The sequence below is a fragment of the Austwickia chelonae NBRC 105200 genome, assembly GCF_000298175.1.
Lineage (GTDB): Bacteria > Actinomycetota > Actinomycetes > Actinomycetales > Dermatophilaceae > Austwickia > Austwickia chelonae.
This window is the reverse complement of record NZ_BAGZ01000016.1, coordinates 41,891-66,780: the sequence shown is the minus strand read 5'-3', so window position 1 is coordinate 66,780 and position 24,890 is coordinate 41,891. Positions and strand designations below refer to the sequence as shown.

Annotated in this window: 19 protein-coding genes; 5 read left to right on the top strand and 14 right to left on the bottom strand. The window is 68.0% G+C overall.

The genetic code is table 11. The annotated features are described in order from the left end of the window. Positions 1 to 35: 35 nt before the first annotated feature. From AUCHE_RS11085 to AUCHE_RS11065, 5 genes are all read right to left on the bottom strand, one after another. Positions 36 to 785, bottom strand: a complete 750-nt coding sequence (locus AUCHE_RS11085) for a nucleotidyltransferase domain-containing protein (protein WP_162137250.1) — start codon at positions 783 to 785, stop codon at positions 36 to 38. A 103-nt stretch (positions 786 to 888) separates the two neighbouring features. Continuing rightward, a complete protein-coding gene (gene cydC, locus AUCHE_RS11080; protein ID WP_006503394.1) occupies positions 889 to 2,625 on the bottom strand; it encodes a thiol reductant ABC exporter subunit CydC in 1,737 nt (578 codons plus the stop codon). Continuing rightward, entirely contained in the window at positions 2,622 to 4,241 is a 1,620-nt protein-coding gene (gene cydD / locus AUCHE_RS11075; RefSeq protein WP_006503393.1) for a thiol reductant ABC exporter subunit CydD, read from the bottom strand. Before cydD ends, cydC begins: the two co-directional genes overlap by 4 nt. Positions 4,242 to 4,414: 173 nt before the next feature. Continuing rightward, the gene (gene cydB / locus AUCHE_RS11070; RefSeq protein ID WP_245706859.1) at positions 4,415 to 5,446 is read right to left on the bottom strand and encodes a cytochrome d ubiquinol oxidase subunit II; all 1,032 of its coding nucleotides are present in this window, start codon (positions 5,444 to 5,446) and stop codon (positions 4,415 to 4,417) included. 21 nt (positions 5,447 to 5,467) lie between these two features. Then, positions 5,468 to 6,913, bottom strand: a complete 1,446-nt coding sequence (locus AUCHE_RS11065) for a cytochrome ubiquinol oxidase subunit I (RefSeq protein ID WP_006503390.1) — start codon at positions 6,911 to 6,913, stop codon at positions 5,468 to 5,470. 567 nt (positions 6,914 to 7,480) lie between these two features. On the opposite strand from AUCHE_RS11065, the gene AUCHE_RS11060 reads away from it, so the two are divergent. Further along, positions 7,481 to 8,137, top strand: a complete 657-nt coding sequence (locus AUCHE_RS11060; RefSeq protein WP_006503389.1) for a class I SAM-dependent methyltransferase — start codon at positions 7,481 to 7,483, stop codon at positions 8,135 to 8,137. 6 nt (positions 8,138 to 8,143) lie between these two features. On the opposite strand, the gene AUCHE_RS17565 is transcribed toward AUCHE_RS11060, so the two are convergent. The 9 genes from AUCHE_RS17565 to AUCHE_RS11010 form a co-directional block, all read right to left on the bottom strand. Beyond that, on the bottom strand, positions 8,144 to 9,610 hold the full coding sequence (locus AUCHE_RS17565) for an FHA domain-containing protein (RefSeq protein WP_006503388.1): 1,467 nt from the start codon (positions 9,608 to 9,610) through the stop codon (positions 8,144 to 8,146). Positions 9,611 to 9,714: 104 nt separating this feature from the next. Next, positions 9,715 to 10,992: a VWA domain-containing protein gene (locus AUCHE_RS11050; protein WP_006503387.1), complete on the bottom strand. Its 1,278-nt coding sequence runs from the start codon at positions 10,990 to 10,992 to the stop codon at positions 9,715 to 9,717. Between the two features lie 3 nt (positions 10,993 to 10,995). Continuing rightward, positions 10,996 to 12,543, bottom strand: a complete 1,548-nt coding sequence (locus AUCHE_RS11045; RefSeq protein ID WP_006503386.1) for a protein phosphatase 2C domain-containing protein — start codon at positions 12,541 to 12,543, stop codon at positions 10,996 to 10,998. Then, on the bottom strand, positions 12,540 to 14,834 hold the full coding sequence (locus tag AUCHE_RS11035; RefSeq protein ID WP_006503385.1) for a serine/threonine-protein kinase: 2,295 nt from the start codon (positions 14,832 to 14,834) through the stop codon (positions 12,540 to 12,542). The genes AUCHE_RS11045 and AUCHE_RS11035 overlap by 4 nt, the downstream gene beginning before the upstream one ends. After that, entirely contained in the window at positions 14,831 to 15,979 is a 1,149-nt protein-coding gene (locus AUCHE_RS11030) for a hypothetical protein (protein ID WP_006503384.1), read from the bottom strand. Before AUCHE_RS11030 ends, AUCHE_RS11035 begins: the two co-directional genes overlap by 4 nt. Further along, on the bottom strand, positions 15,976 to 17,301 hold the full coding sequence (locus AUCHE_RS16690; RefSeq protein WP_006503383.1) for a hypothetical protein: 1,326 nt from the start codon (positions 17,299 to 17,301) through the stop codon (positions 15,976 to 15,978). The genes AUCHE_RS11030 and AUCHE_RS16690 overlap by 4 nt, the downstream gene beginning before the upstream one ends. Further along, positions 17,298 to 18,851, bottom strand: a complete 1,554-nt coding sequence (locus tag AUCHE_RS16685) for an AAA family ATPase (RefSeq protein WP_006503382.1) — start codon at positions 18,849 to 18,851, stop codon at positions 17,298 to 17,300. The genes AUCHE_RS16690 and AUCHE_RS16685 overlap by 4 nt, the downstream gene beginning before the upstream one ends. A 21-nt stretch (positions 18,852 to 18,872) precedes the next feature. Beyond that, positions 18,873 to 19,655 carry a hypothetical protein gene (locus AUCHE_RS17170; protein ID WP_006503381.1) on the bottom strand — a complete coding sequence of 261 codons (783 nt, stop codon included), beginning with the start codon at positions 19,653 to 19,655 and terminating at the stop codon, positions 18,873 to 18,875. Positions 19,656 to 19,663: 8 nt separating this feature from the next. After that, positions 19,664 to 20,896 (bottom strand): toxic anion resistance protein, encoded by a 1,233-nt coding sequence (locus AUCHE_RS11010; RefSeq protein ID WP_006503380.1) that lies wholly within the window; start codon positions 20,894 to 20,896, stop codon positions 19,664 to 19,666. 234 nt (positions 20,897 to 21,130) lie between these two features. Here AUCHE_RS11010 and AUCHE_RS16680 point away from each other — a divergent pair, with 234 nt between their 5' ends. From AUCHE_RS16680 to AUCHE_RS10985, 4 genes are all read left to right on the top strand, one after another. Further along, a complete protein-coding gene (locus AUCHE_RS16680; protein WP_143115144.1) occupies positions 21,131 to 21,421 on the top strand; it encodes a hypothetical protein in 291 nt (96 codons plus the stop codon). After that, the gene (locus tag AUCHE_RS15800) at positions 21,418 to 22,650 is read left to right on the top strand and encodes an alpha/beta hydrolase family protein (protein WP_006503378.1); all 1,233 of its coding nucleotides are present in this window, start codon (positions 21,418 to 21,420) and stop codon (positions 22,648 to 22,650) included. Before AUCHE_RS16680 ends, AUCHE_RS15800 begins: the two co-directional genes overlap by 4 nt. Before the next feature lie 161 nt (positions 22,651 to 22,811). Beyond that, positions 22,812 to 23,369, top strand: a complete 558-nt coding sequence (locus AUCHE_RS16675; RefSeq protein ID WP_143115143.1) for a hypothetical protein — start codon at positions 22,812 to 22,814, stop codon at positions 23,367 to 23,369. Positions 23,370 to 23,468: 99 nt separating this feature from the next. After that, complete coding sequence (locus tag AUCHE_RS10985; protein WP_006503376.1) at positions 23,469 to 24,842, top strand: AI-2E family transporter; 1,374 nt, start codon at positions 23,469 to 23,471, stop codon at positions 24,840 to 24,842. The last annotated feature ends 48 nt before the right edge of the window (positions 24,843 to 24,890 follow it).

Below are 24,890 nucleotides of genomic sequence, written 5' to 3'. Positions count from 1 at the left end.
CCAGGACCCGCCCGAAATAAGAAAACCAGGCCGGATCAGATACGCAGGAGCGACACCGCCCGAGAATCGCCGTCGAGAACGCCACCGAAACCCAGAGCACGCAACGGCGGTTCCATAGCGGCGAACAGTTCTCGCTGAGCCGCAGGAGAACCGTCACGGCGCAGCGCCTCGACAATACCCAGGACCCACTCCGACTTCCAGGCCGGCGTGGTCAACGGATGATGCTCCAATTCCCATGCCAGATAACGATTCGTCGGGCGCGGACGTCCCTGGAGAGCGAACATCAACCGCAGGGCCCACGGCAGATTCTCCACCGCATCCAAACGGGCCGCAGCCAATTCACCCGTCCTGAATTCGTACAACGACCGCATGGCATAAGTCAGATAAGGCGTCAAAGCGAAATCGACGGCATCAGCCTGCTCCACCGACGACAACGTCCCCCACGCCCGAAGATCCGCACCGAGCGCACCACCACTACGGTCGGTGACCAAGCGCCCCCGAGCGATCCGATACCGATCCCACCAACGCGACGGATCGGACGGGACCCGACGCAACCACTGCGCATCGTGCACCTGGAGATCCAAACCACCCTGACGCAACGGCTGCCACGAATCGTCCCGCTCGGACAACAGGACATGAAGGTCCACATCGCATCCGGAAGAAGCCAGACCATGGGCGTACGACCCGGTGAGCAACACGCCCACGACATTCGGGTCCCGCTCCACCCGGTCGACCAGACCGGACAGCTCCTCCTGATACGGCAGGTTCGTGATCCACGTGCGCATGCCCCCGATCATGACAACACCGGTGCGCCCATCCGCCACGAGGCCACCCCGTGGCGGTGTGATCTGCGACAACATCGGCCGACCACCTCCCGGAGGACGACGATCACCGCGGACCGGACACCGGCGGAGGAGTACGGACCACCTCCAGGTCCACGACCACATCCCCCTCCTCGACACCCTCGGCCCGATGCGAGACCAAGACCACCGTCCGGCCCGTCGACGCCTCCCGCAGATCCCGCATCACCGCGACAGCCGTCGGATGGTCCACATGAGCCACTGGCTCGTCCAACAGGAGCACCGGACGCCGCGAGAGCAGAGCCCGAGCGATCCCCAGCCGAGCCCGCTCACCCCCAGACACCCCCTGACCGTCCACACCCAACCTGGTGTCCAAACCATCGGGCAGCCCCTCGTACCACGGGCCCAGACCCGCCAACCGCAGACTCTGCTCGATGTCCCCGTCGGCACATCCCGGACGGGCGAACCGGATGTTCTCCCGCAGATTCGACGCGAAGACATGAGCCTCGTCGTCCACCACCGCGATCCGGGAGCGGGCCTCCGCCAGGGACAACCGGGACACCTCGGTGCCGTCCACCCGGTAGACGCCACTCGTCGGATCCAGATGACGGGCCAGCACCGCCAGGAAAGTCGACTTGCCGCTGCCATTCGGCCCGACGACAGCGACCCGCGACCCCGGCACGATGTCCGTGCTCAACGCCGACAACGCCGGACGCTCACCATCCCAACTGGCCGTCACCCGATCGGTCGACAACCGCGGCGGCCGACCCGGCTCCTCCCGCACCGGCACACCCTCCGAGGCCGCCGACGCCCCCGAGGTCGACGCCGGCCCGGTCTCCGCCTCCGACGACCCCGCACCCTCGGAATCCCGAACCGCCGGAACCTGGTTCACCAGAGCGTCCAACCGGCTACGAGCACTCTGCGCCCGAGCCAGAGCACCGACCGCATCCGGCACCCCGGAGACGACCTCACCCAGAGCCACCGGCGTCAACACCAGAAAAGCAGCCAACGGCGTACGCAACCCCAGATGGGTCCACGGAGCGACCAGAGCCACCATCGCCACGGTATGGACCACCGTCACCAACGGCATCGCCGCCACCCCGAACGCCCGCCCCCTGGCCTGCCGACGCAGAGCCGCGGACAGCGAAGCCTGAGCGGAACCCAACCACGACAGAGCCTGCGCTTGCGCTCCGATGGCAGCCAACTCGGTACCCTGCGCGGCGATCACCGTGCTCACCCGGCTCACCTCGGCGCGCGCCGCCACCACTTCCTGATGGGCACGCTTCTCCATCCGATAGTTCACCCCGCCGACCAACAGGGCCCAGACCAAGGCGGACAAGGTCACCAGAGCTGCGGAGAAGAGGATCACCGCATTGGCCATGGCGGCCAACACCCCGGACACGACCAGAGCCACCAAGGGCACCACGACCCGCACCTGCGCGTAGGCGATGTCGTCCAGGTCGTCGACCGCACCGGCGAGCACCTCGCCCCGGCTCCGACGTCCCAGCCGTGCCGGCGTCAACGGGATGAGCCGCCCGTAGACCCGGGCCCGCTCCTCGGCCAGGAAGGACAGTGCCGCGTCATGGCTGCGGATGCGCTCGACATAACGCAAGGCAGGCCGGGCGATCCCGAACGCCCGGACCAACACGATCGCCGCCAACAAGGTCAGGATCTGCGGCTGGTAGGACGCCGCCACGATCAACCACCCCGACGTCGCCGTCAGCGCGACGCCACAGGTCAGAGCGAGTCCACCGACGAAAGCGGCCGGAAGGACACCCGGCACCGGACGGAATCGGCGGGCACTCGGGGAAGGAACCGGGCTCATGCTGCTCCCCCTAGGACGAGGTGGTGGTCGGCCCGGGCGAGCAGGCCGTCGCGATGGGTGACCGTGACCACGGTCCTGGTCGTGGAAAGACCGACGATCAACTCGTCGACGAGCTCCTCCGACGCCGCGTCCAGATGCGCGGTGGGTTCGTCGAGCAGCAGCAGCTGCGGGTCGGCGAGCACCGCCCGAGCCAGGGCCAGTCGGGCACGCTGCCCGGCGGACAGCCCGAATCCGTCGTCACCGATCCGCGTGTTCAACCCCTCGGGGAGCGTCCGGACCATCGACGCCAGGCCGACATCGGCCAACACCTTGCGCAGATGGCCGTCGGAGAGCATCTGTCCGTCCACGTGGTCGGTCCCCCACAGGAGGTTCTCCCGCAGGGTGCCGTCGGTCAGGAAGGGCCGCTGGGTGACCAGGTGGGCCGGTCCCGCGTCGACACTGCCGCTGTCGGGGGCGCGCAATCCGGCGATGAGTTCGAGCAGCGTGGTCTTTCCCGCCCCGGAGAGCCCGGTGACGACGGTCAGGCCCGGGCCGGGCAGTTCGGCGTCGAGCCCGACGATGACCGGGTCACCGTCGGCCCGGTAGGCGTAGCCGACCCCGGTCAGTCGGACGCCCCGGGGTGCCGACGCGCTGGCCCCGGCGGGTTCGGGAGACCCACCCGCGGCGGACTCGGAGGTCGGGGTGCTCTCTATCTGGGCGTACACCTGCTCCAGCGCGGCGGCCCCGTCGGCCGCGTTGTGGAACTCGGCGCCCACCCGTCGGATCGGCCAGTAGGCCTCCGGGGCGAGGAGGATCAACGGCATCGCGAGGGACAGCTGCATGTCGCCGTGGGCCAGCTGGATGCCCACCCACACCGCGACGATGGCCACCGAGATGGTGGCGAGCAGCTCCAGCGCGGCCGAGCTGAGGAAGGCCAGCTTCAAGGTGGCCACCGTCGCCCTGCGGTGGTCGTGGCTGACCTGGCGGATGGTTTCCTGCTGACGTTCGGCCCGCCCGTAGGAGACCAAGGTCGGCAGGCCGCGCATCACGTCGAGGAAATGACCGGACAACCGGGTCAGGGTGCGCCAACGACGGTTGGTGGCCTCGGCGGTGGTCGCGCCGATCAGGGCGGCGAACAAAGGCAGCAGGGGGACGGTGAGGACGGGGATCAGCCCGGTCGGCACGTCCAGGATCAACATCGCCAGGATCGCGGCCGGCGGGAGGACCACGGCATTGGCCAGGGTCGGCAGATAACGGGCCACATAGGGTTCGATGCTCGTCGACCCCTGGGTGGCCAGGGTCAGCAGTCGGGGGCCGTCGGTGCGTCCGGTGGCTCCGCGGGCGAGGAAGCGTTCCGACAACAGGTGGCGTACCGCGGTGGACACGGTCGTCCCGGTGCGGGCGGCGATGCTTTCGGCCGCGCCGGCTGCCACGGCACGGATGACGAAGGCGACGACGGTCCACAGCGCGGCGGTGTGCCAGTCGCGTCCGTCGACCAGGGCGACGACGAGGGCGGAGATCGCGAAGGCCTGGCCGATGGCGGCTGCGCCCTGCAGGGCTCCGCAGGCGAAGAGGCCCACGATCCCGGCGCGGCAGTCGGGCACGAGGCTCAGCAGTCGTGGGTCGAAGGGCTTCACGGCGTTCAGTTCACCAGATTTCTTCGGGAACAGCTCGTTACCGTCCGGTCAACGGCATGACGGGGGAGGGACACGGAACGAGGGGATGACGGGGGCGGGACGAAGGACGCCGGGTCGGCTCGGCTGAGTCGACCCGGCGTCCGGTGTCACGGGTTCCTACGGGCTCCGGTGGATCAGTAGTGCGCCGCGGCGGGGATGTGCTTGGTCGTCAGCCGGCGACGGAACACCCAGTACGTCCACGCCTGGTAGGCGAGCACGATCGGCACGAAGATCACGGCGGCGCCGGTCATGATCTGCAGGGTGTACTCGGAGCTGGCCGAGTTGGCCACGGTGAGCCCGGTCTGCCCGGGGATGCTGTTGGGCATCACGTCGGGGAAGAGCGCGAGGAACAGGCTGGCCACGGCCAGGGCCGTGCAGAGGAAGGTGCCGGTGAAGGCCCAGCCGTCCCGCTTCATCTTGACCGCGCCGAGGGCGGCGACCAGGCAGAGCGCGGCGGCGCCGGCAGCGGCCCAGGAGAGGGCGTCGCCGGTCTTCGCATTGGCGATGCCCAGGAAGGTCACGGCCAGGACCGCGGTGACCAGACCGGACTTCAGGGCGAAGGCGCGGGCTTCGTGGCGGATGTCTCCGTCGGTCTTCAAGGCGATGAACAGGGCGCCGTGGGTGAGGAAGAGCGCCACGGTGGTCAGTCCGCCGAGGATGCCGAAGGGGTTCAACAGGGTGAAGAGGTTGCCGGTGTACTCCAGCGTCTTCGGGTTCAGCGGGACACCGGCCACGATGTTGGCGAAGGCCACTCCCCACAGGAGCGCGGGGATGAAGGAACCGGCGATGATGCAGTAGTCCCAGTTCTTCCGCCAGGCGGCGGTGTCTCCCTTGCCGCGGTACTCCAGGCCCATGGCTCGGATGATCAGGCCGACGAGGATGAGCAGCAGCGGCAGGTAGAAACCGGAGAACAGGGTGGCGTACCAGTGGGGGAAGGCCGCGAAGGTGGCTCCACCTGCGGTGAGCAGCCACACCTCGTTGCCGTCCCAGTGGGGGCCGATGGTGGTCAGCATGAGTCGCCGACGGCGTTCGGTCTCCTCGGCGTCACCCTTCGGGTCCTTGTGCAGGATCCCGATGAGCATGCCGACGCCCATGTCGAAACCTTCGAGACAGAAGTAGCCGATCCACAGGACGGCGATCAGCAGGAACCACAGGTTCTGGAGCATCGAGTAGTCCATGTCAGCCTCTCAGTACGCGTAGGCGAGGGGAGCGTCGTCGTCCTCGCGGTCGGACTTCTGTCCGGGGTCGGGGATCGCCTCGGCGCCCATGCGGACGTACTTGAGGAAGAGCTTGATCTCGACGACGGCCAGAGCGGCGTACAGGACGGTGTAGACGACCATGGAGATGAGGACCTCGACCGCGGTCACCCGGGGGGAGACGGCGTTCTCGACGGTCATCAGTTCGTGGACGATCCAGGGCTGACGGCCGATCTCGGTGAAGATCCAGCCGAAGCTGTTGGCGAAGACCGGCGTGAACGGCAGGATGATCGCCGCCCAGAGCCACCACTTGCGGGCGAGCTGCTGCTCGGCCTCCTTCTTGCGGGTGACCCACAGGACCAGCAGCGAGATGAAGGTGCCGAGGAAACCGAGCCCCATCATCAGGCGGAAGGTCCAGTACGTGCCGGGGATGTTGGGCGTGTACATCTGCATCTTGCTCTGGGTGAACTTGCCGTCGCTGAACTTCTGGGCGGCCTCACGCTGGAGCGGGTTGATCCCCTTGACCTCGGCGTTGAAGTCGCCGTGGCCCAGGAAGGAGAGCAAGCCGGGGATCTCGATGATGTGGGTGGCCTTCGACCCGTCCAGGGCGCCGACGGAGAGCACCGAGAAGGGGGCGTGCGAGGTGTTCTCGTAGAGGGCTTCGGCCGCGGCCATCTTCATGGGCTGGACCTCGGTCATGACCTTGCCCTGGAGGTCGCCGGAGATCATCACACCGAGTGAGGCGACCAGGGTCACGACGGCACCCACGCGGGTGGCCTTGCGGTACATGGGGGCGTTGTCACCCACGTCGGGGCGGCGCAGGTGCCACAGGGCGACGGCGAGGACCATGGCGCCACCGGTCATGTAGGCCGCGAAGATCACGTGGGGGAAGGTCACCAGCTGCACCTTGTTGGTGAGCACGGCGACGAAGTCGGTGAGTTCGGCGCGGTTGGTGGCCTCGTTGAAGCGGTAGCCGACAGGGTTCTGCATGAAGGAGTTGGCGGCGAGGATGAAGAAAGCACTCATGACGGTGCCGATGTGGACCAGCCACATGGTCATGGCGTGCAGTTTTTCCGGAATCCGTCCCCATCCGAAGATCCACAGACCGAGGAAGGTGGATTCGAGGAAGAAGGTGAGCAGGGCCTCGAAGGCCAGCGGTGCGCCGAAGATGTCGCCGACGAATCGGGAGTAGTCGGACCAGTTCATTCCGAACTGGAATTCCTGGACGATACCGGTGACGAGACCGAGTGCGAAGTTGATGACGAAGAGTTTTCCGAAGAACTTCGTCAGCTTGTACATCTGCGGGTTGTGGGAGCGGACCCAGGCGGTGTGGAATCCGGCCACCAGAGCAGACATACCGATGGTGATGGGTACGAACAGAAAGTGATAGACCGTGGTGATGGCGAACTGCCATCGTGCGAGGTCGAGCGCGTCCATGGCTCTCCTGTCGGTCGGTCGTCGAACCTGCGGATGCGGGGGCATCCGTCCCTGTGAAGGTTCGGCGGGGACGTCAAAAAAGGACGGCGGGCGACCGTCCTGACCATATGGTCAGTGTTAGCCCTACGGGCTTATCGGGACCAATGTCCCACTTCTTGGTTATGTCAAATCACAAAATGATCACAATCTCATTGTGTGTGTTACCCTCCGCCGCAAACTAACGTGCGTTGCACGATACGTGGTGCCTCACCTATTGCGCTAACCCGTCCTGCCGACAAAAGGACGAGCGACTCACTCGCCCGGAAAAGGAACTCCACCTTCATCGCCGAACCGAGAGGTGGACAACATCCGCGACATGGTTTCCCCGCCCCTTCAGAAACCGGGAGCAAGCGCAGAAGTCATGACACCCGACAAAAGCCGAACCACCCCCACGCCGCCGCTTCCCTGGCCGAAGACGCCCAACTCCGACAGACTTCGGACCAGAAGGAAGGATGGGTACGAGGAAACGCGGCCTTCGCGGACCACCCGGGCCGCAGGACGGACGACGGAACGGAAGGACGACGGGACATGAAAGCGACCGACTGGGACGAGAAGTACAGCCGAGGACGACTCTGGTCGACGGAGGCCAACCGCTGGGTCGTCAACGAGCTCTCCGGAATGCCCCCCGGCAAAGCCGTCGACGTCGCCTGCGGCGAAGGACGCAACAGCCTCTGGCTGGCCGACCAGGGATGGTCGGTCGTCGCCGTCGACTTCTCCCAGGTCGCCCTCGACCGAGGACAGGAGAGCCAGCTCCAGGCCCGCGCACAAGGACGCGAACTCGACATCGACTGGGTGAACGCCGACATCACCGCGGACGGCGGCTTCCGCGGACGCTACGACCTCGCCCTGGTCTCCTACGTCCACCTGGAACCCTACGAACGCACTCCGCTGCTCCGCGCCGCGGCGAGCACCCTCGCCCCCGGCGGACTCCTCCTGGTCGTCGCGCACGACAGCTCGAACCTCGAAGAAGGGTACGGCGGCCCCGACGACCCGGCGCTGCTCTACACCGCGCGGGACGTCGCCGAGGACCTGCAGGACATGGTCGGCTCCGGCGCGCTCGTCGTGGAACGCGCCGACCGGGTGGCGCGGGAGGTCGAGACCGACGACGGCCCCCGCATCGCCTGGGACGCCCTCTTCCGGGCCCGACGACCCGACACCACCAAAGGCGAATTCAGCTTCGCCTGAGAAGAATCAGCCGATACGGGCGGCCGCCGCATGATCTACAGCGGTCGCCCGACGGACGACCAGCCGGGTCCACGCACCGACGTAGATCCGGTCGTCATGGCTGATCTCGACCCGCTGACCGGCCGGGATGGGTTCCTCCGGCAACGGGCCGCTGGCCTGGCCGACATAGGTGCCATTGCTGGACCCCAGGTCCTCCACCCACCAACGCGTGCCATCGGTGGTGAACTCGGCATGACGCCGGCTGACCCCGGAATCGGAGCCGCACTCGATGTCCGGTGAGATGCCACGGCTGGCCGAGTAACGCCCCACCAGAGCCCGATCAGGAACCTGGACGACCTCGGGCAGACCCGGCGACGGGCAGGACTCGTCGCTCTCCTGGACCTCGTACCAGGACGAGTCGACCCAGATCTCCACCACCCACTCGGAGACCACCGGGCGGCGACGGGCCTCCGGCGGCGCCTCCTCCGGACCCGCGATGATCGTGATCGGAGTGGTGTCCGGCAGCTCCTCCTCAACCTGCTCCTCCGGCTCCGGGCGTTGGATCACCGAACGACGCCGAGGCGGTAGGGCCTCGCCCGCGTCCGCCCGCGAAGACATCTCCGGACGGGAAGGTGCCATGCGGCGCTCAGGAGCGGCAGTCTCACCGGTCTGCTCCTCCGGCTCCGGGCGTTGGATCACCGAACGACGCCGAGGCGGTGGGGCCTCGCCTGCGTCCGCCCGCGAAGACATCTCCGGACGGGAAGGTGCCATGCGGCGCTCAGGAGCGGCAGTCTCACCGGTCTGCTCCTCCGGCTCCGGACGTTGGATCACCGAACGGTGCCGAGCCGAAGACGCATTCCGCTCCGCTCGCTCCGACGACGACGGCGGGAACGCCCATCCCGGAGCGGCCTCGGCAGAGATCCGCCGCTCCACCGGGCTCTCCCGAGGCGGCACGTCCTCCTCGGCCCCTGCCGCCGGAACCATCCGGCCCGGAGCCGCCGACCTGCGCGGATTCTCCACCTGTTCCTCCACACCCTCGTCGGCGAGATCCGACTCCGGACGTTCATGACGCGCCGGACGCTCCATCCGCCCGCCCCGGCCAGCCTGGGCAGACCTGATCTGCTCGTGGATCGACGGCCTGCGCTCCGGAACCTCCGCCGCGGCCTCCTCGGCGTTCGGCTCCGGCCGTTCGATCACCGAGGACCGCTCCGGACGCATCATCCGCGCCGGCGGCTCCTCCGGCTCACGCTGCTCCGCACGCCCCCCCGGTGGAGGACCGAAAGCCCGCTCCACCCGGGTGTCCACCACCGCGAGATCCTCCCGCAACGGACGCGGCAGAGCCCCCGTCGTGAAGTCGTAACCGCAGTGTTCACAGAACAGATAGGTCGGGCTCCCCGCCTCCTCGCAATGTGGACACACCCGGACCTCGGCGGCAGGCTGAGCGCCCTCGCCCGGCGGGCGCGCCCACGAAGGGATGTCCTTCGCGGAAGACATCGGTGCGCCGCACACATCGCAATAATCCGTCGACCGGCTCACATGACCCTGGGGGCATGTCGCACTCATCGCCGGAACCCTCGCCGGTCAGGCACTACAAATCCTCACTTCTTCACCCTCGTCGTCTTGGTGGACGCCGTGTCCAACGCCATCTCGTCGAGCCTGTCGACATCGCGACGCAACCGGATACGTCCCGTCGCAGCGTCGTCGATGTCGACCACCCGCTGCAACCTGCTCGTCGCCGCGGCGTCACCGGTCTGCGCGGCCAACTGCACCGCACGTCCCAGCTTCGCCGTCGCTGTGAAATCGTCGCCGACGGCCTTCGCCGCCAGCCCCTGCTGAATGGCCGTCGCCAGCTCTGCCTGGCCAGTGAAATGAGCGACCTCCGGGCTGATCTGAGTCGTCAACCCGGCATCACCCGACCACTTGGCCTTCACCAGACCCTGCGCGACCATCTGACCACCGACCATCAGCTGCACCCGGGAGGCCAGCTGTTCTTGGCCGATAGCCTTCGGTGATAGACGTACCGCCACATGGTAGTCACGAGTCTCGTCCCCCCACGCACCAGTCGGATAGGCGCCGGTGAGCGGATTGATCTCGCGACGCCGTGCCGTGAGGTCCTCCAAGGTCGGAGAGACCTGACGGACGAAAAGCACCTGAGCGCCCTGCGGAGCCCAGACGTTCAACGTGACCTCGGCCACGCCTCGCCCCATCGACGCCCGCATCAACGACTCGAACTCCATCGCCATGTCCTCACGGCGCGGGATCAGATCGACCGTCCCCATCAGGGCCTGCGAGATCCGACGCACCTCGTCGACCTGCCAAGCAGCGCCCAACCCCCGGCAATCACACTGGAAACGGCCACGCACCGCGTCGATCGCCCTGGTCAACTGCTCCGGAGCCTCGTGCTGGTTCTCCCCGTCGGTCAACAGGATCACATGGCGTTGCGCCAACGAAGGAACCGTGTCGAACAGCTGCGCCGCCGCCGACAACCACGTCCCCATGGCCGTGCCCCCGTCGGCCCGCAACTGCTCCAGACTCTTCTTCGCCGCCTGTCGGGTCTGCGGGCACATCTTCACCATCGCCGCCGAATAACCGTCCGGGTAGCACAGGCGTGCCTGATGATTCCCCGCGACGATGGCGAACCACACCCCGTCCAGGATCTGGTCCAGCGCCGCCGACGCCGCATACCGGGCCGCCGCGACCCCCGCCTCCTCCATCGAACGCGACGTGTCCACCACGATGATCTCGCCGGCATCACCCGACCCGGACTGCCCTGCACCCCCGGCCCCCGCACAGGAGACCGTCACGATGGCGTGCACATCGGAACCGCCCTCGGGCAAGAACTCGTTCTGGAAGACGGACGCGCTGAAATCAGCCATCCCTTAACCCCTCTCGGTGTTCGTCCGCGACTGCGAGAGTATGCCTCGTCCTTCCAGCGAATGCCGCCCAGGACGACTCACCGGCATCACGATCGTCGGCGCCAACCCCATGTCCTCGACCTCAGGGGAGGCCGACGGCTCCGGGAGATCCTCCTCCCACGAAGACGACTCGGACTGCCCCGGCGCCGGCACCAGACGAGCCAGGGCTACCGTGATGTTGTCACTACCACCGCACCCGTTCGCCCAGGCCACAAGCCCGTGGGCCAAAGCCAGGGCCGTCGGGGTCCCCGGGTCGTCCGCGCCCCGCGAACCGGCCGTCCCCTCGATGACCCGCCCCGCCTCGGCCGCCCGCATCGCCTCCCGATGGACCACCGCCTGCAGCTCCGCCGGCTCCGACGCGTAATTCCACAACCCGTCCGAACAGAGCAACAACCAACCGGGGACCCGCACCTGCAAAGGCGTCAACGCCGGAACCTGATCCGGGCTGTCCTCACCCAACCAGCGGGTGATCGTGTGCGCATAAGGCCCCGCCTCGGCCTGAGCCCGCGGCACCCCGGAACGGATCTGCTCGGCAGCCCACGAATCGTCCGTGGTCAGCACCTCGGCCGGATCCCTGTCCGGGATCCAGTACGCACGCGAGTCACCCACGCTGCCGACCACGACCGTTTCGCCCTCGACCGACGCCGCCACCAAGGTGCACGACGGGCCGCCCTCCCCCTCCGAGAGGAAAGGCTCCGACATCCGGGCCACCGCCTTGGCCGCCGCAGCCCCGGCCTCCTCGACCCGCCGCCCCAGCTCACCGACCGGTCCACCGGGCATCTCCTCGGCGCAGTACTCCCAGCCGTCCGTCAACACCTGCACCGCGGCCTCCGCCGCATCCAGACTGGCCTCGGCCGAATGCGGCGCCGTCGACACCCCGTCACAGACCACCAACGAAGCCCGCGGACCGTACGGGCTACTGGTCCCGTGAAGCGCCAGGGCGTCCTCATTGCCGCGATGCCGGATACCCCGGTCGCAGACCCCCGCCAACCACGGCGTCACATCGATCTCGAAATGATGGCGCGGATCGACGGCCTTCGCCCCGCAGTTCTCGCAATAACCGTCCGGACTGTACGAGCCGTGGCACTCCCGGCACAGACCCGACGTCCCGCCACGAGCCTGCTCGGCAGAAGAAGCGATACCACCCAGGACGAGCATGTCGCCCTCGGCGGACACCTCGGCCGGCTGCTCCTCGGGGACCGCCCGTTCCTCGGGAACCGCCCGCTCCTCCTCCGCCGGCGTCTCGACCTGCGGCGACCACGACAACCCCTCCGGCTCCTCCGGCGGCACCCAGGAAGACATCGGCAGCGGCTCGGTCGCCGGAGTCCTCGGCGCGGCATGACGCGGCGGAGGCACCGGCATCGTCGGGATCTCGTCGTCCAGGAAATGCGGCTCCCGATCAGGGAACGGACCCGATGACGCCGCCCGCGCCGGCGGTATGACACCCGACTCGGGCGGCATGAACGCCTCGAACGGGTGGGAGTGTTCCGGTCGTCCGGGAGTAGAAGTCATCGCAGGCTCCAAGGTCGAATGGAATTCGCTCGGTCGACGAGCGCGATCCGGGTCTTTTCGTCCGGGGTGAACTGGGCCAGATCCCGCAGATTACGTTCCAGGGCCCGGCGAAGATCCACCACCTTGGCAGGCACTCCGTCGATCTGCACATCCGGTTGGGCCCCCGAACGGCGCACGATCTCCAAGGCCATCTCCAATACGTCGATACGGAAGGTCGTCAGCTCCACCCGGTCGGGCGCAGCCAGGACCATCGTGTCCATCGCCTCCGACAACGAGTGCACACCCTGCTCACCGGCCCGGGCCAACATCTGCGCCCGCAACCACAACGCCCGCGGATGCGCACGGTTACTCGCCGGAACCTGCTCCAGCACAGTGATCGCGCCACGCAGATCGTCCGAACCGGCCCGCATCCGGGCCAGACCGAAGGCCGACACCGGGACATAGGCCGAATCGGTCCGCAGACAGGTCAGATAGGCCGATTCCGCGCTCGAGTCCTGACCGTCGAGCTCGGCGGCCAGAGCGCCGGCCAGCACCGGGGCCAGCTCACCGGGAACCTGAGCGGCCACCGACCCGAAAGCGGCCCGCGCCTGCGCGAGCTCGTGCCGGGACAGGGCGTCCAACCCGATCAGCCACACCGCGCGCCAATCCCACGGATCCGCGGCCAACAACATGTCGGTGGCCCGCGCCACCAGATCATGACGCTGACCCCGGATCCCGGTACGAGCCTGCTCCAGGAGCACCTCGGAGGACATCGTCGGTGCCTTCGCCAACTGTTCGTACCGGGTCACCGGCTCCTGGGACTGCACCGTCTGCAACCACCCCGTCATCGGGTCGTCCCCGTCGGGCAGCAGGGCAGGCAGCTCCCACCAGGCGAAATTCTCGTTCTGGGTGACCGGGGCCTCGAAGAAGAGCGAAGCATGCGTCTGCGACGCCGCCGGTGAGCCCCGCCGGTCGCGGACGACCCGCCGCAGCACCCCGTCGAGCTGCACCCGCAACTCCTCCACCGAGGTGAACCGGTCGTCCGGATCCAAGGCGCACGCCTTCGCGACCAACTGGTAGAACGCCGGATAGTCCACGAAGGCCGGGACCTGCTGCATCGGTGGCAACGACGTGGCATAGGTCGTCTGATAGCCGCGGAATTCCGTGGTCAGCACGGTCAACGTCCGTCCGATGGTGTAAATGTCCGAAGCCACCGACGGACCGGTCTGGGCGATCTCCGGGGCCTGGTACCCGATCGTGCCGTAGATCGGCGAGTCCAGGTCGTCGATCCGACGCACACCACCCATGTCGATCAGACGCACCTCGTCGCCGGTCTGGATCAGATTGTCCGGCTTGAAGTCGCAGTACAACAGGTTCCGGTCGTGCAGGTACTGGAAGGCCGGCAGGATCTCCAGGACGTACGCCAACGCCTGTTCCACCGGAAAAGGGTCGTATCTGCCCGCCGAGGACATCCGCTGCTTCAACAGCTCCTTCAAGCTGGTCCCACCCACGTACTCCATGACGATGTACCCGGCATCGTCATGGGTGACGAAGTTGTAGATCTCGACGATCAACGGATGGCTGACCGCAGCCAGGAACTCCTGCTCCGCGATCGCCGCAGCCAGGGCATCAGGGTCGCCCGCGTTCAACAGGCCCTTCAACACAACCCAGCGGTCGGAGACATTTCGGTCCCGCGCCAGGTAGATCCAGCCCAGACCGCCGTGTGCCAGGCAACCCTCCACCTCGTACTGACCGGCGACCAGGTCGCCGCGACTCAACTTCGGTCGGAAACTGAACGGTCGACGACACTGCGGGCAGAAACCTTCCTCCCGGCCCGGGCGTCCGCTGTGGGCCCGGCCGACCGGTGCCCCGCAATAGGAACAGTTCCGTTTCTCCTCGGGGATCATCGGCGAGGCCAGGACCGCTGCCGCCGGATCGGACACCGGGACACTGGGCACCGTCGTCAAACCCGCACCCAGCGACGACGCCCGTGAGCGCATCGTCGTCCCGAACCGGCGGGTGGCCTTCGTCCCCCGCGCCGAACCGATCAGGATCGACCCGCCCCAGGTCGTCGAGGTCCCCGGAGCCGCCGCGGCCGGCGGCGGAGTGGCCACCGCGACCGAGGTGCCGGTCGGTGACGCCGGAGCCGCGGTCTCCGTTCCCGTCGACGGCGCCGGAGGAGCGGCCGCCGACGACGCGGGAGGTGTCGCAGAACTGCCCACCGGGAATTCCGAGCGCTGCTGCGGCGCACCGCAGAAATCGCAGTAACCGTCGACATATGTTCCTGTGCAACCGGATTCAGTGCACCTCACCGGCGTGGCTCCCCCCGGCCGGACGTCGGGGCCGCTGCCGCGACGTGCGCCTCACAGGCCACCACCAAGGACGCCAACCTGACCAACTCCACCGGCAAGGCCTGCGCCACCTCCTCCGCCCGATCCTGCAGATGACAGGCATCCTCCGCCATCGGACCCTCCGGCCAGGAAGCCACCTCCTGCCGACAGGCCGACAACCGCGACAAGAGCGCATCCCGCCGCTCCAAAGCCCCTGCATAGGAACGCTGGCACTGCTCCAGAGCCCGGCTCACCAACTCCAGACGGGACAGATATCCCTTCACGTCCTCCGGCCTGGTCGGCGGGTCACCCAAAGCCTGCGGATCGGGCACCGCCAACCGGGGCGCCGGAGCCACCTGAGACACACAGGCCACGGCGAGCCGCTGCACAGCCTCACTGCGCGAAGCCAACTCGTCACGCACCTGAGCGGCACGAGTCAGGTCGTGCTTCATCTCCGTGCGTCGGGCCGCACCCACGATCAGATCCCGCTCGGCCAACGCGGCATCCGACTCCAGAGCAGGCAACAGGCCGCCGACATCCGCTCCTCGACGGGCCCGGTCGCAGACCTCCGTCGTCCGTTCCAACAAGGCGTCGTAGACCGCCTGCACACCTGGACGGGCCGCGACCGGGACCAACCCGATCTGGTCGCGGATACGTTCGACCGACGCCCGCAAGGAACGCAGCCGATTGTCGACATCAGGTTCGGAACCCTCAAGGCGCAGACGACCCCGCAACGAGGACGCCAGAGAATCGGACAACCGGCAGGCCTCCGGCAAGGAGACCGACAACGCCGACCCCGAGGACGACGACATGTCCAGACTTCCCCAGATCAGCGTGGTCAACCGACGACGGTCCTGCTCCAACAACCGACCGGAGTCCCACGAACCCGTCAACAGGTCGTGCCGATCGGACACGGCCTTCCACAACGTCATCGACAGCAGGACGTCACCGGTGTGGGCATCCCGCTCGGCAACGTGCATCGACGCCTCGTCCAAGGCGTCCAACTCACCCCGACGACGCTCGATCCACTCCCCGAGCTGCTTGATGTACGACATGAGTTCCTGCGGTTCGACATCCTCGCCCAGACCACCGGGGGCATGAGGGGCGACAGCGAACTGAGTTTTCATCGATACTCCCCGAGACGACGCCCGATACCGGACCATGCGATGGCACCCGCGGCCAAGGACACTCCGAACAAGCCGAAACCGAACAGGGCATTCGGGCGAGGATTGGTCTTCCCCGCCTCCCAGGACAAGGTCGCCACCCGACCCCCGAAGGCCTGAGCCGCGTCGATCCGCCGCTGCACCAACCGGTGCCGATCCGTGCCCGACGACAACTGATCCGCGCTGAGCGCATCCTGGGTGAAAGCAGCCCACGCCGACCCGGCCTGGTTCCGCCACTCCATCGGCACCTGACCCACCGCGGACTGGCCCTTCGTGATCTGATCACCGGCCGCCTGCTTCGCCGAAGACCCGCCGCCGGACAACAGGACCGAAGCCTCCGCCCGCACCGACGACGCCGCGGCCTCCTTGACCTCGGCGAGCCGGTCGACCGCCTCCGAAGTGCCGACCCCGGACAGGGACTGCATCCCCCCGGCCATCACCACCCCCGTCAACAACACCGCACCGACCAAGCCCGGATTGACCACCCGGCGGGTCTTCCGGGACAACCAGACCGAGACACCCAACAGCACGAACAGGCCGGCCGACCCCGCGATCAACACATGCCCCGTCCCGTCCGCCGCCCGCGCCGCCGGAACCCGCTTCAACGCATTGGTCGCCTCCACGAACGGAGTGTCCGGCGCCTTCAACGACGACCCGGCCCCCTGCCCGCCGCGCTGCGACCACGCCGTCTCCACGTCATGATGACGTTTCACCAGCTGCTTGTTCACCGCATACAACTCCGAGGCCCGGTCCGGGTACAACAGGGCAGCCCGCCCGACCTGCTCGCTGACATCCTTGAAGGCCTCCGTCGCCGGCTCGAGCGAACCCCCGCCCGGAGCCGCGGCGACCGCCGCCCGCGCCTCGTAGAGCGCGATCCCATGACGCAGATCCGCGTACGTCTGGGTCGGCGAGGACACCGGAGCCCCCGCCGCTCCGGCGATGTCGACCATGCCGACCAGGCCGGGCAGGATGCAGGCCGCCGTCGCCAACACCCCCGCGATCCGCAACTGCGCCGGAGACGACGAGGTGTCGAACCAACGCTTCCGCCGCGGACGGGCCTCGACCTGCTGACCCGCCGACACTCTCGACGGATCGGCCTGCGACCCGGAGGACTGCTGCTGCGGCGCCGGAACCAGCTCCGTCGACCCCTCGACGGCGACCGGGCCGTGACCGACCGGGACACTCGAGGACACCGGGACACTGGCCTGCCCCGGACTCGGCCGGGTCACCCAGTGCGGCTGCCCGGGACGTACCGGGGGAAGGTGCGGAGAAGGGGGCACGCTCATCCGAGTTCTCCTTGGCCTGACCTCACACGATTCGCGCCGCCCACCAGCGGGGGAAGGTCGTCGTCGGGGCGGTCCTCCAGATCTGATCGCTCCAGGGTACGCAGCTCGGCCAGGGTCGGCTCCGCGATGTCGCGCAAACGCCAGGCATGGCGTCCGATCGCCGCTTCCAAGGTATTCCGGGCGAAACGTCCGTTGCCGAAACCGCTCCCCCGGGGCTCGGCCGCCAGGATCTCCCGGAAACGCGACACCGCCTGGTCGGTCAGGTCGTAATCGTTCCGGCCGGCCAGGTCACCCAGGATGCCGACGATCTCGTCGTCGTCATAGTCGGCGAAGGTGATCGTCGTCCGGAAACGACTGGACAACCCCGGATTCGACGCGATGAACTCCGCCATCGGGTCGGGATAACCCGCCACGATCACGACCAGGTCGTCCCGGTGGTCCTCCATCTCCTTCACCAGGGTGTCCACGGCCTCCTGCGCATACTGGTCGCCCTTGAGCGTGTAGGCCTCGTCGATGAAGAGCACCCCGCCCAACGCCGACTCCACCACCGCCGTCGTCTTCTGCGCGGTCTGCCCCAGATACCCGGCGACCAGCTCGGAACGGTCCACCTCCACCAGCTGCCCGGTGCTGAGCAGACCCATCGCCCGGTAGATGCCCCCCACCAGACGGGCCACCGTCGTCTTCCCGGTGCCAGGATTACCGACGAACACCAGGTGACGGGTCAACGGCGCCGAACGCAGACCCGCCCGCTCCCGCTTGGCCTCCACCGCCAACAAGGCGACCTGCCGATGGACCTCGCGCTTCACCGCTGCCAATCCGATCAGCGCGTCCAACTCGCCCAGCAGCTCGTCCAACGACCGCTCCGGATGCTCCTCCTGCGCCTCGACCGGACGATCCCCACCGGCCGCTTCCGGCGACGGGGACACCACCGAGGACCCGACGACATCCTCACCCGCCGGCGTCGACGGCACCGCCGGCACCGACGGCACCGGAAGAGAGACACCCGGAACCCGCCCCATCGCCGCCAACTGCTCCTGCACCCGACGGGCATCGGCCAACACCCGATCGTGCAAGGCCGACCCCCCGCCGGGAAAGACCGGCGGGAAACCTCCCGCGAAACCCTCGGACAGGACGTCCGCCGTCGCCGAACCCTGGGCGGCCCGCAACCGCTCCACCCGCTCCGCCGCCACGACCGGGGCCCCCTCCACCGCGCTCGCGGCCTCCGCCACCCGGGTCAAGGCACGCAGATAGACGGCGGCCGCCGCCGGATCCTGACCGGCCAGCCGGGACACCGTCGGCGTGGCACCGGACAGGAACCGGCGCCCCCGGGGAGCCTGTTCGAAGAAGACGCCCACCGGCATCCCGACCTGGGCCGCCCACGAGTGCGGGGCCCGGCTCGGCCCACCGGTCTCCACGACCGCCGCGCTCACGGCCAGGGCTTCGGCGCGGACCTGGTCCTCGGTGATCCCGGCGTCGCCACCCACCTTCACGAGGCGGTCGATGGCGTCAGCCAGGGTGCCGTCCGACGTGGGATGCGCCGGGTCGGTCATGGTGTTCTCCTTGTGTCCCGGTCAGGACCACGACGGTGGCGCCAACCTGGGTGGTTCATCGGTGTCTGAGCCCCTCGACGAGGGATAGGCCCTGGGAGCGGGCTGCTCCGGAGGCCATCGTCGGGGTGCCATCTGGCGGGGCGGAGCAGGTGCCTGTCGGGGCGGAGCCTCTTCGGCAACCGGACGCGGCCCGGCCTCCACGGCGTGCTCTCCCACATATGGCTCCCGCTCGTTCTGCGGGGACGGCGCGCTCGAATCTACGGCCATTTCGGGCATCTGCGGGACGGCCAGCTCGCCTCGCGTGTCCAGGGAGCCGCCGGACGAGCCGTGACCGAACTTCTCCGCGAGGAAACGACCGTGTGCGACCAGCGCGGTCGCATCGTCCCGACAGACGGCGTCGAAGACCTGGTCCATGGTGACCGCCAACAGGTCCAGCTGGTCGACCAACACCATCAACGAGGTTCGTCCGGCGTCGACCGGCCGTGAGTCGGCGAAACGTCTGGGCAGGCGCAGATAGCCGTTCAACGCTTCGGGCAGGTAGTCGGTGGCGGTGGCCACGACCGAGTAGGCGTCGCTGCTCCCACGGATCTGGTCGAGTCGAGGAATGGTGTCGTGCACCACTCCGAGGACGCGCTCGACCCTGGCCGTCACACAGCTGGGCACCGCGTCCCCGGACACCATCGCCGCGACCCGGTCCAAGGAGGCGTACAGGTCGTCCCGGGTGGGCGCCGCCGGCATCGTCTCCTCGGGCTCGGCGGCCTCGGGGCCGCCACCGAACTTGGACAAGAAATTTCCGAAAGCCATCGTCGACCTCAGCGGTGGTTCGGGCCGCTGATGTCCAGGGCCCCCTGACCGACACGTCGGTCATGTTGACGAACCCGTTCCAGGTAGGAATGGGACTTGGCGACCTCGGTCTCCAGGACTCCGATGGTGCTGGCCATCGAGTCCAGGGCTTCGAGGCGGAAGGTGTCGATGGCGTCCATCGTCTGGTAGATGTTCGCGAAGGACGCCTGCAACTGGGGCAGCCCGATGGTCGCCGATGCCGCCTGCTCCTGGATGCGTACCGAGTTGTCACGCAGCATGACCGATGTCGACTCGATCAGGTTGCTGGTGGTCTGGTTCAACGCGGAGATCTGCTCCAGCACGACCTGCTGGTTGTTCAACGCCTGAGCCACGATGACCGCGGTCCGCAGCGCCGAGACGGTGGTCGTCGCGGCGCGGTCGACGCCCTTGATCAGCTCAAGGTTGTTCTTGATGATGATGTCGATGGCCAGGTAGTTCTGGATCGACACGGCCAGCTGGGTGAGCAGGTCCTGGTGTTTCTGCCGGACGTAGAAGAGCACATCCTGCCGTAGGGCCTTGGCCTTCTCCGGGTCGGTGGCGTCGAGTTCGGACGCCTGGGCGGACAGTTTCGCGTCGAGCCGTTCGGCGATGTACACGTACTGGTTGAGCCGCCCCATCATGGTCCACAGCTGCTGCTTCTCCAGATTGAGCGCCGCATTGTCCCGGGCCAGTTCGTCCTGGCCGCTGCGCAGGGCGTGCAGGATGCCTTCGAGATGGGACTGCGCCGACTCGTATTTACGGAAGTAGTCGGTCAGCTTGTTCCCGAAGGGGATCATGCCGAACACCTTCTTGGCGCCCTTGGCCTGCCCGGGATCGAGGTCTTCCACGGTACGCCGCAGGTCGAGGAGGGTCTGTCCCACCTTCGAGTCCTGGGAGACGCCGCCTTCCTTGAGCGCTCGCACCGGCGACTGCAGCAGCCGGTTGGAGGTCTCGGCGGCCTCGCGGATGTCACGGTCCCCCATCGTGCGGATCTCGGAGGCCTTGGCTTCGAACTCGGGTGACTTGCCCGGGGTCGCGGCCAGTGCCTTCATGAAGCTGTCGACCTTCTGGTCGAGCTGCGGTGCGACCGCGGGGTCGACGGCCGGGGCCATTTTCGGTGCAGCGGTGGTCGCCACGACGGTTGGCGGAGCAGGCGCCTCTAGGACGAGCGCTGGTTCGGGTGTCGCGGACATGCCGGGTGGCGGCTGCAATGGCTGAGTCATATGGTCTCCATCCTCCTCGTGCATCCGGGCGGGCTATGACGCCGCCCCCCGATGACCCGGACGTCCTGCCCATTCAATCCGTTCCCCGGGCCATGGTCCACCGACATCCACATCCTCGGCGATCCCGGCCCGGGGTGGGACCGCCTGTGGACGGCGGGCGGGCAGGCCGACCGGCCCCGTCAGGATGATCCGGCCCGGTTCCGGGCGGTTCAGGACGACCTGGGTGGAGGCGGCGTGACGACATCTTCCGGTGCGGTGGTGGCCGAGCTGGTGCAGCAGGCGATCCGACACGCCTTCGAGGAGATCCGGTCGGCGGGTGTCCGGGTGGAGGACCTCACGCAGGAGGTCGACCGTGCCCGTCGTCTCCTGGAGTCTGCCATGACGCGGGTGCACTGGCGGTCGGCGGCGGGGGAGGGCTGTCGTCGGGAGGCCGAGGAGATCCAGCGCGACCTGTCCCGGGTCGTCGACGAATGTGCGCAGGCCGTCGAGTTCCTGCGTTCCTTCGAAGCGAGACACGGACGATGAGCGATGTGGAGATCCACGGTGGGATCGACGTCGACGTCGACGACCTGTACGCCTTCGCCGCGACCTGCCGGGAGGTCTCCTCGACGTTGACCTCCGCGTTGACCGGTCTGGTGCAGGCGCAGACCAGGGTGCTCGCGGCGTCGGCGACGTTGACGGCCGCGGTACCGGGCGGCCCGTTGCACACGCTGGCCACGATGTCGGTGGCCCCGTCGAAGCTCCTGTCCGCGGCGGCTCGTGTGTCCTCGTTGGGTGTCCGGGTCACTCGTGCGGCCGAGGCCTATTCGGAGGAAGAGGCGGGACTGGCCGGGATGATGGCGGGGCTGGCCGCCGTCGGTTCCTTCTTCGTCCCGGCGGGTCCTGCGGGTCCTTACCGGTCCGCGGATCCGACCTCCTGGCAGGAGGAGGGGTTGATCAGGCCGTTGTCGCGGATCTGGTGGGACCGTCGCCGGGCGGAGGTCGGCCCGGTCGAGGACCTCGGCGGGGGTGCCGTTCCGGCCGGTACCGCCGATCTGGTCTCCCTGCTCGACGGGCGGTGGTCGGAGAAGGCGGTGAACGAGCCACCGGCCGGTCGGATCGATGTGACGAGGGTGACGACGGTGGATCAGCAGGGGCGGGCGGAGGACTCCTATGTGGTCGCCTTGTCGGGCACGTCGAGTTGGGCGTTGGCTCCGTTCCATCTGTTCTCGAAGGATGTGCGCGGGGTGAAGCCGAATCTGCAACTCGTCTCGGGTGATCGGACGGCCGAGGTAGCGGCGTTGCCGTCGGCTCTGGCGAGGGCCGGGGTTCCTGCGGGGGCGAGGGTCGCGCTGGTCGGGCACAGTCAGGGCGGGATGACCGCTTATGCCGCGGCCGGTGATCCGACGATGCGGTCGACCTATGACATCAGCCATGTGGTGACTGCGGGTTCACCGGTGGGGACGATGCCTGCTCCCAAGGGGATGCGGGTGCTCTCGTTGGAGAACCGGGGCGATCCGGTCCCCGGGTTGGAGGGGAGGACGAACCCGGACGGCGCCTTACGGACCACGGTCCGGTTCACCGGGACGAGGTCGGGGGTGGACGGGCACGGTGTCGACCAGTATGTGAGCGGGGCGTCCAGGGTCGACGCATCGACGGATCATCGCCTGCGCGCCTTCACCGATTCCTTGCGGGAGAAGGGATTCGTCAACCGGCCGGACAGCAGGGCCACCGCCCGGCTGACCAGGGTGGAATTACGTCTGGGCGGTGGATGAGTTCGACGGGAGAGCTTGCGCGAGAGCTCTCTTCAGCTGGGCTTCGCGTCCGGTGGGGAGAAGGCCGTCCCGGTGCCGGGATTCCTCGTCGAGTGGGATTCGGCGACGTGGACATGACATGCTGGGGCCTCCCCCTGAGCCCGTACACAGGAGCCCTGCATATGCCGTCGAGGAGTTCTCAGAAGGTCGTCCGTTCCCGCGCGCCGCGTCTGGTCTGGACGACGGCGCTGCTGACCGCGGTGTGTCTGGCCGGCGCTTCCTGCTCGTCCGGCGACTCCTCGTCCTCGACGAACACCTCGGCACCGAAGCTGGCGGCCGGCGACGCGCAGAGCACCCCGCCCACCGGGTCCGGCGCCTCGATCGGCGGGATCAACCCGACGACGCCGCCTCCGATCACGGCAACCGGTGCATCGCAGACGAAGGTGGCCTGCCGGGAGATCCACCCGACGGTCACCGAGGCGATCGCCGCCTGGAACAGCGCCAACTCCAAGAACGACGCCGCCGCCCTGAAGAAGGCGGCGGACGGTCTGGTCGAGGCGGCCCAGGGATCCGACGAGTCAGCCAAGAGCAGCGGTGACGACCAGATGGTCCAGTTGACCTCCGCGGTGAGCGCGCAGCTCAAGAAGATCAGCGCCGACTTCAAGGCCGAGAAGGACGTGAACGGTGCGCCGCTGAAGGCGGCCGCCGATGCCCTGTGGAAGCACTGCCAGGGAGCCTGAGCGTCGACTCCACCCGGTAGATCGTCCGCTTGACGGGAAGAAGCGGACTCATCGCCCATTCCGGCTGTCATCCCCGTCCACTGGACGTAACGTGAGGCCGTGGATGTCGGGGAGATGGCGGACAGAGTTCGTGGCGTACGGTGGCCCTCTTTCCTGCGGCGTCGCGAGGAAGCGGCGCCGCCTGAACCGGAGACGTCCCACCCGGATTCCGAGGGGGCCCTGCGCGCGGCCTCGTTGATCGCCTGGCGATTGTTGATCCTGGCCGCTTTCCTCTACGTCCTGATCCTGCTGCTGAACAAGATCAGCCTGGTCACGATCACCATCACGGTGGCGGTGATGATCAGCGCCGTCCTGCGTCCGCTCGTCGACCTGGCGGTGCGGTGCCATCTGCCCCGGTGGTTCGCCGCTCCGGTCGTCTTCCTGCTCGGGGTGGGTCTGCTCGGCGTGGCCATGTGGTTCGTGGCCACTCAGATCACCAACAACCTGGACAGCATGGCCCTGCGGTTGAACGATGCCGGCCAGGCGATCCTGTCCTGGCTGCAGTACGGCCCGGCGCACATGTCGCCCGAGCAGTTCAACCAGCTGTCGAAGCAGTTGACCGACCAGCTGTCGAATGCCCGCGGTGATATCGCCTCAGGGGCCTTGGCCACGGCGAACAGCGTGATGACCTTCCTGACCGGGTCGATCCTGTGCCTGTTCGCCGTGCTCTTCCTCCTGCTCGACGACGGCCAGATCTGGCGGTGGGTCGTCGGCTTGTTCCCGGCGCGGGAGCACGAACGGGTGCAGGTCGGGGGTGCGGCCGCCTGGCGCACCCTGGTGGCCTACATGCGCAGCACCATCATCCTGGCGTTGATCAACGCCCTGACGATGGTGCCCGTGATGATGTTCGCGCAGATGGACCTGGTCGTCCCGTTGGCGGTCATGCTCTTCCTGGGCTCGTTGATCCCGATGATCGGGATGCTGTTGGCCGGGGCGGTGCTCATGCTGATGGCTCTGGTGCTCAAGGGCGCGGTCACCGCGCTGGCCATGGGGATCGCGCTCTTCCTGGTGATCCAGTTGGAGGGGAATCTGCTGAATCCGTACATCCTCGGGAAGGCGGTGCAGATCCATCCGTTGGCGATCCTGGCGACGGTGACCGGCGGCGCGATGGTGGGCGGCGCTTTCGGTGCCTTCGTCGCGGTCCCCCTGGTCGCCATCGTGAACAACGTGGTGAAGGCGGTGTCGGCCCTGCCGGTTCCGGAACCGGCCTCGGTGTCGGTCGGGGTCCACGTCGACGTGTCCGCTGATGTCGGGGACGGCCCGGGCGGGTCGACGGTGGCGCCGGGGGTCGCTGAGAGATCGATCGCCGACCCGCACGATGTCGACCCGGAGGTGGGGCGGGGGCCGGTGGACGTGCGGACACGGGCGGGCGCGGGGAGCGACCCGCAGCCGGGGACGGTAGACGGCCCGCCCGCCGGTGAGGCGACCCGCTGAGCGCGGAAGCGGAAGTCGGTTGCACCAACTGCGGCTCAAAGCTTTAGC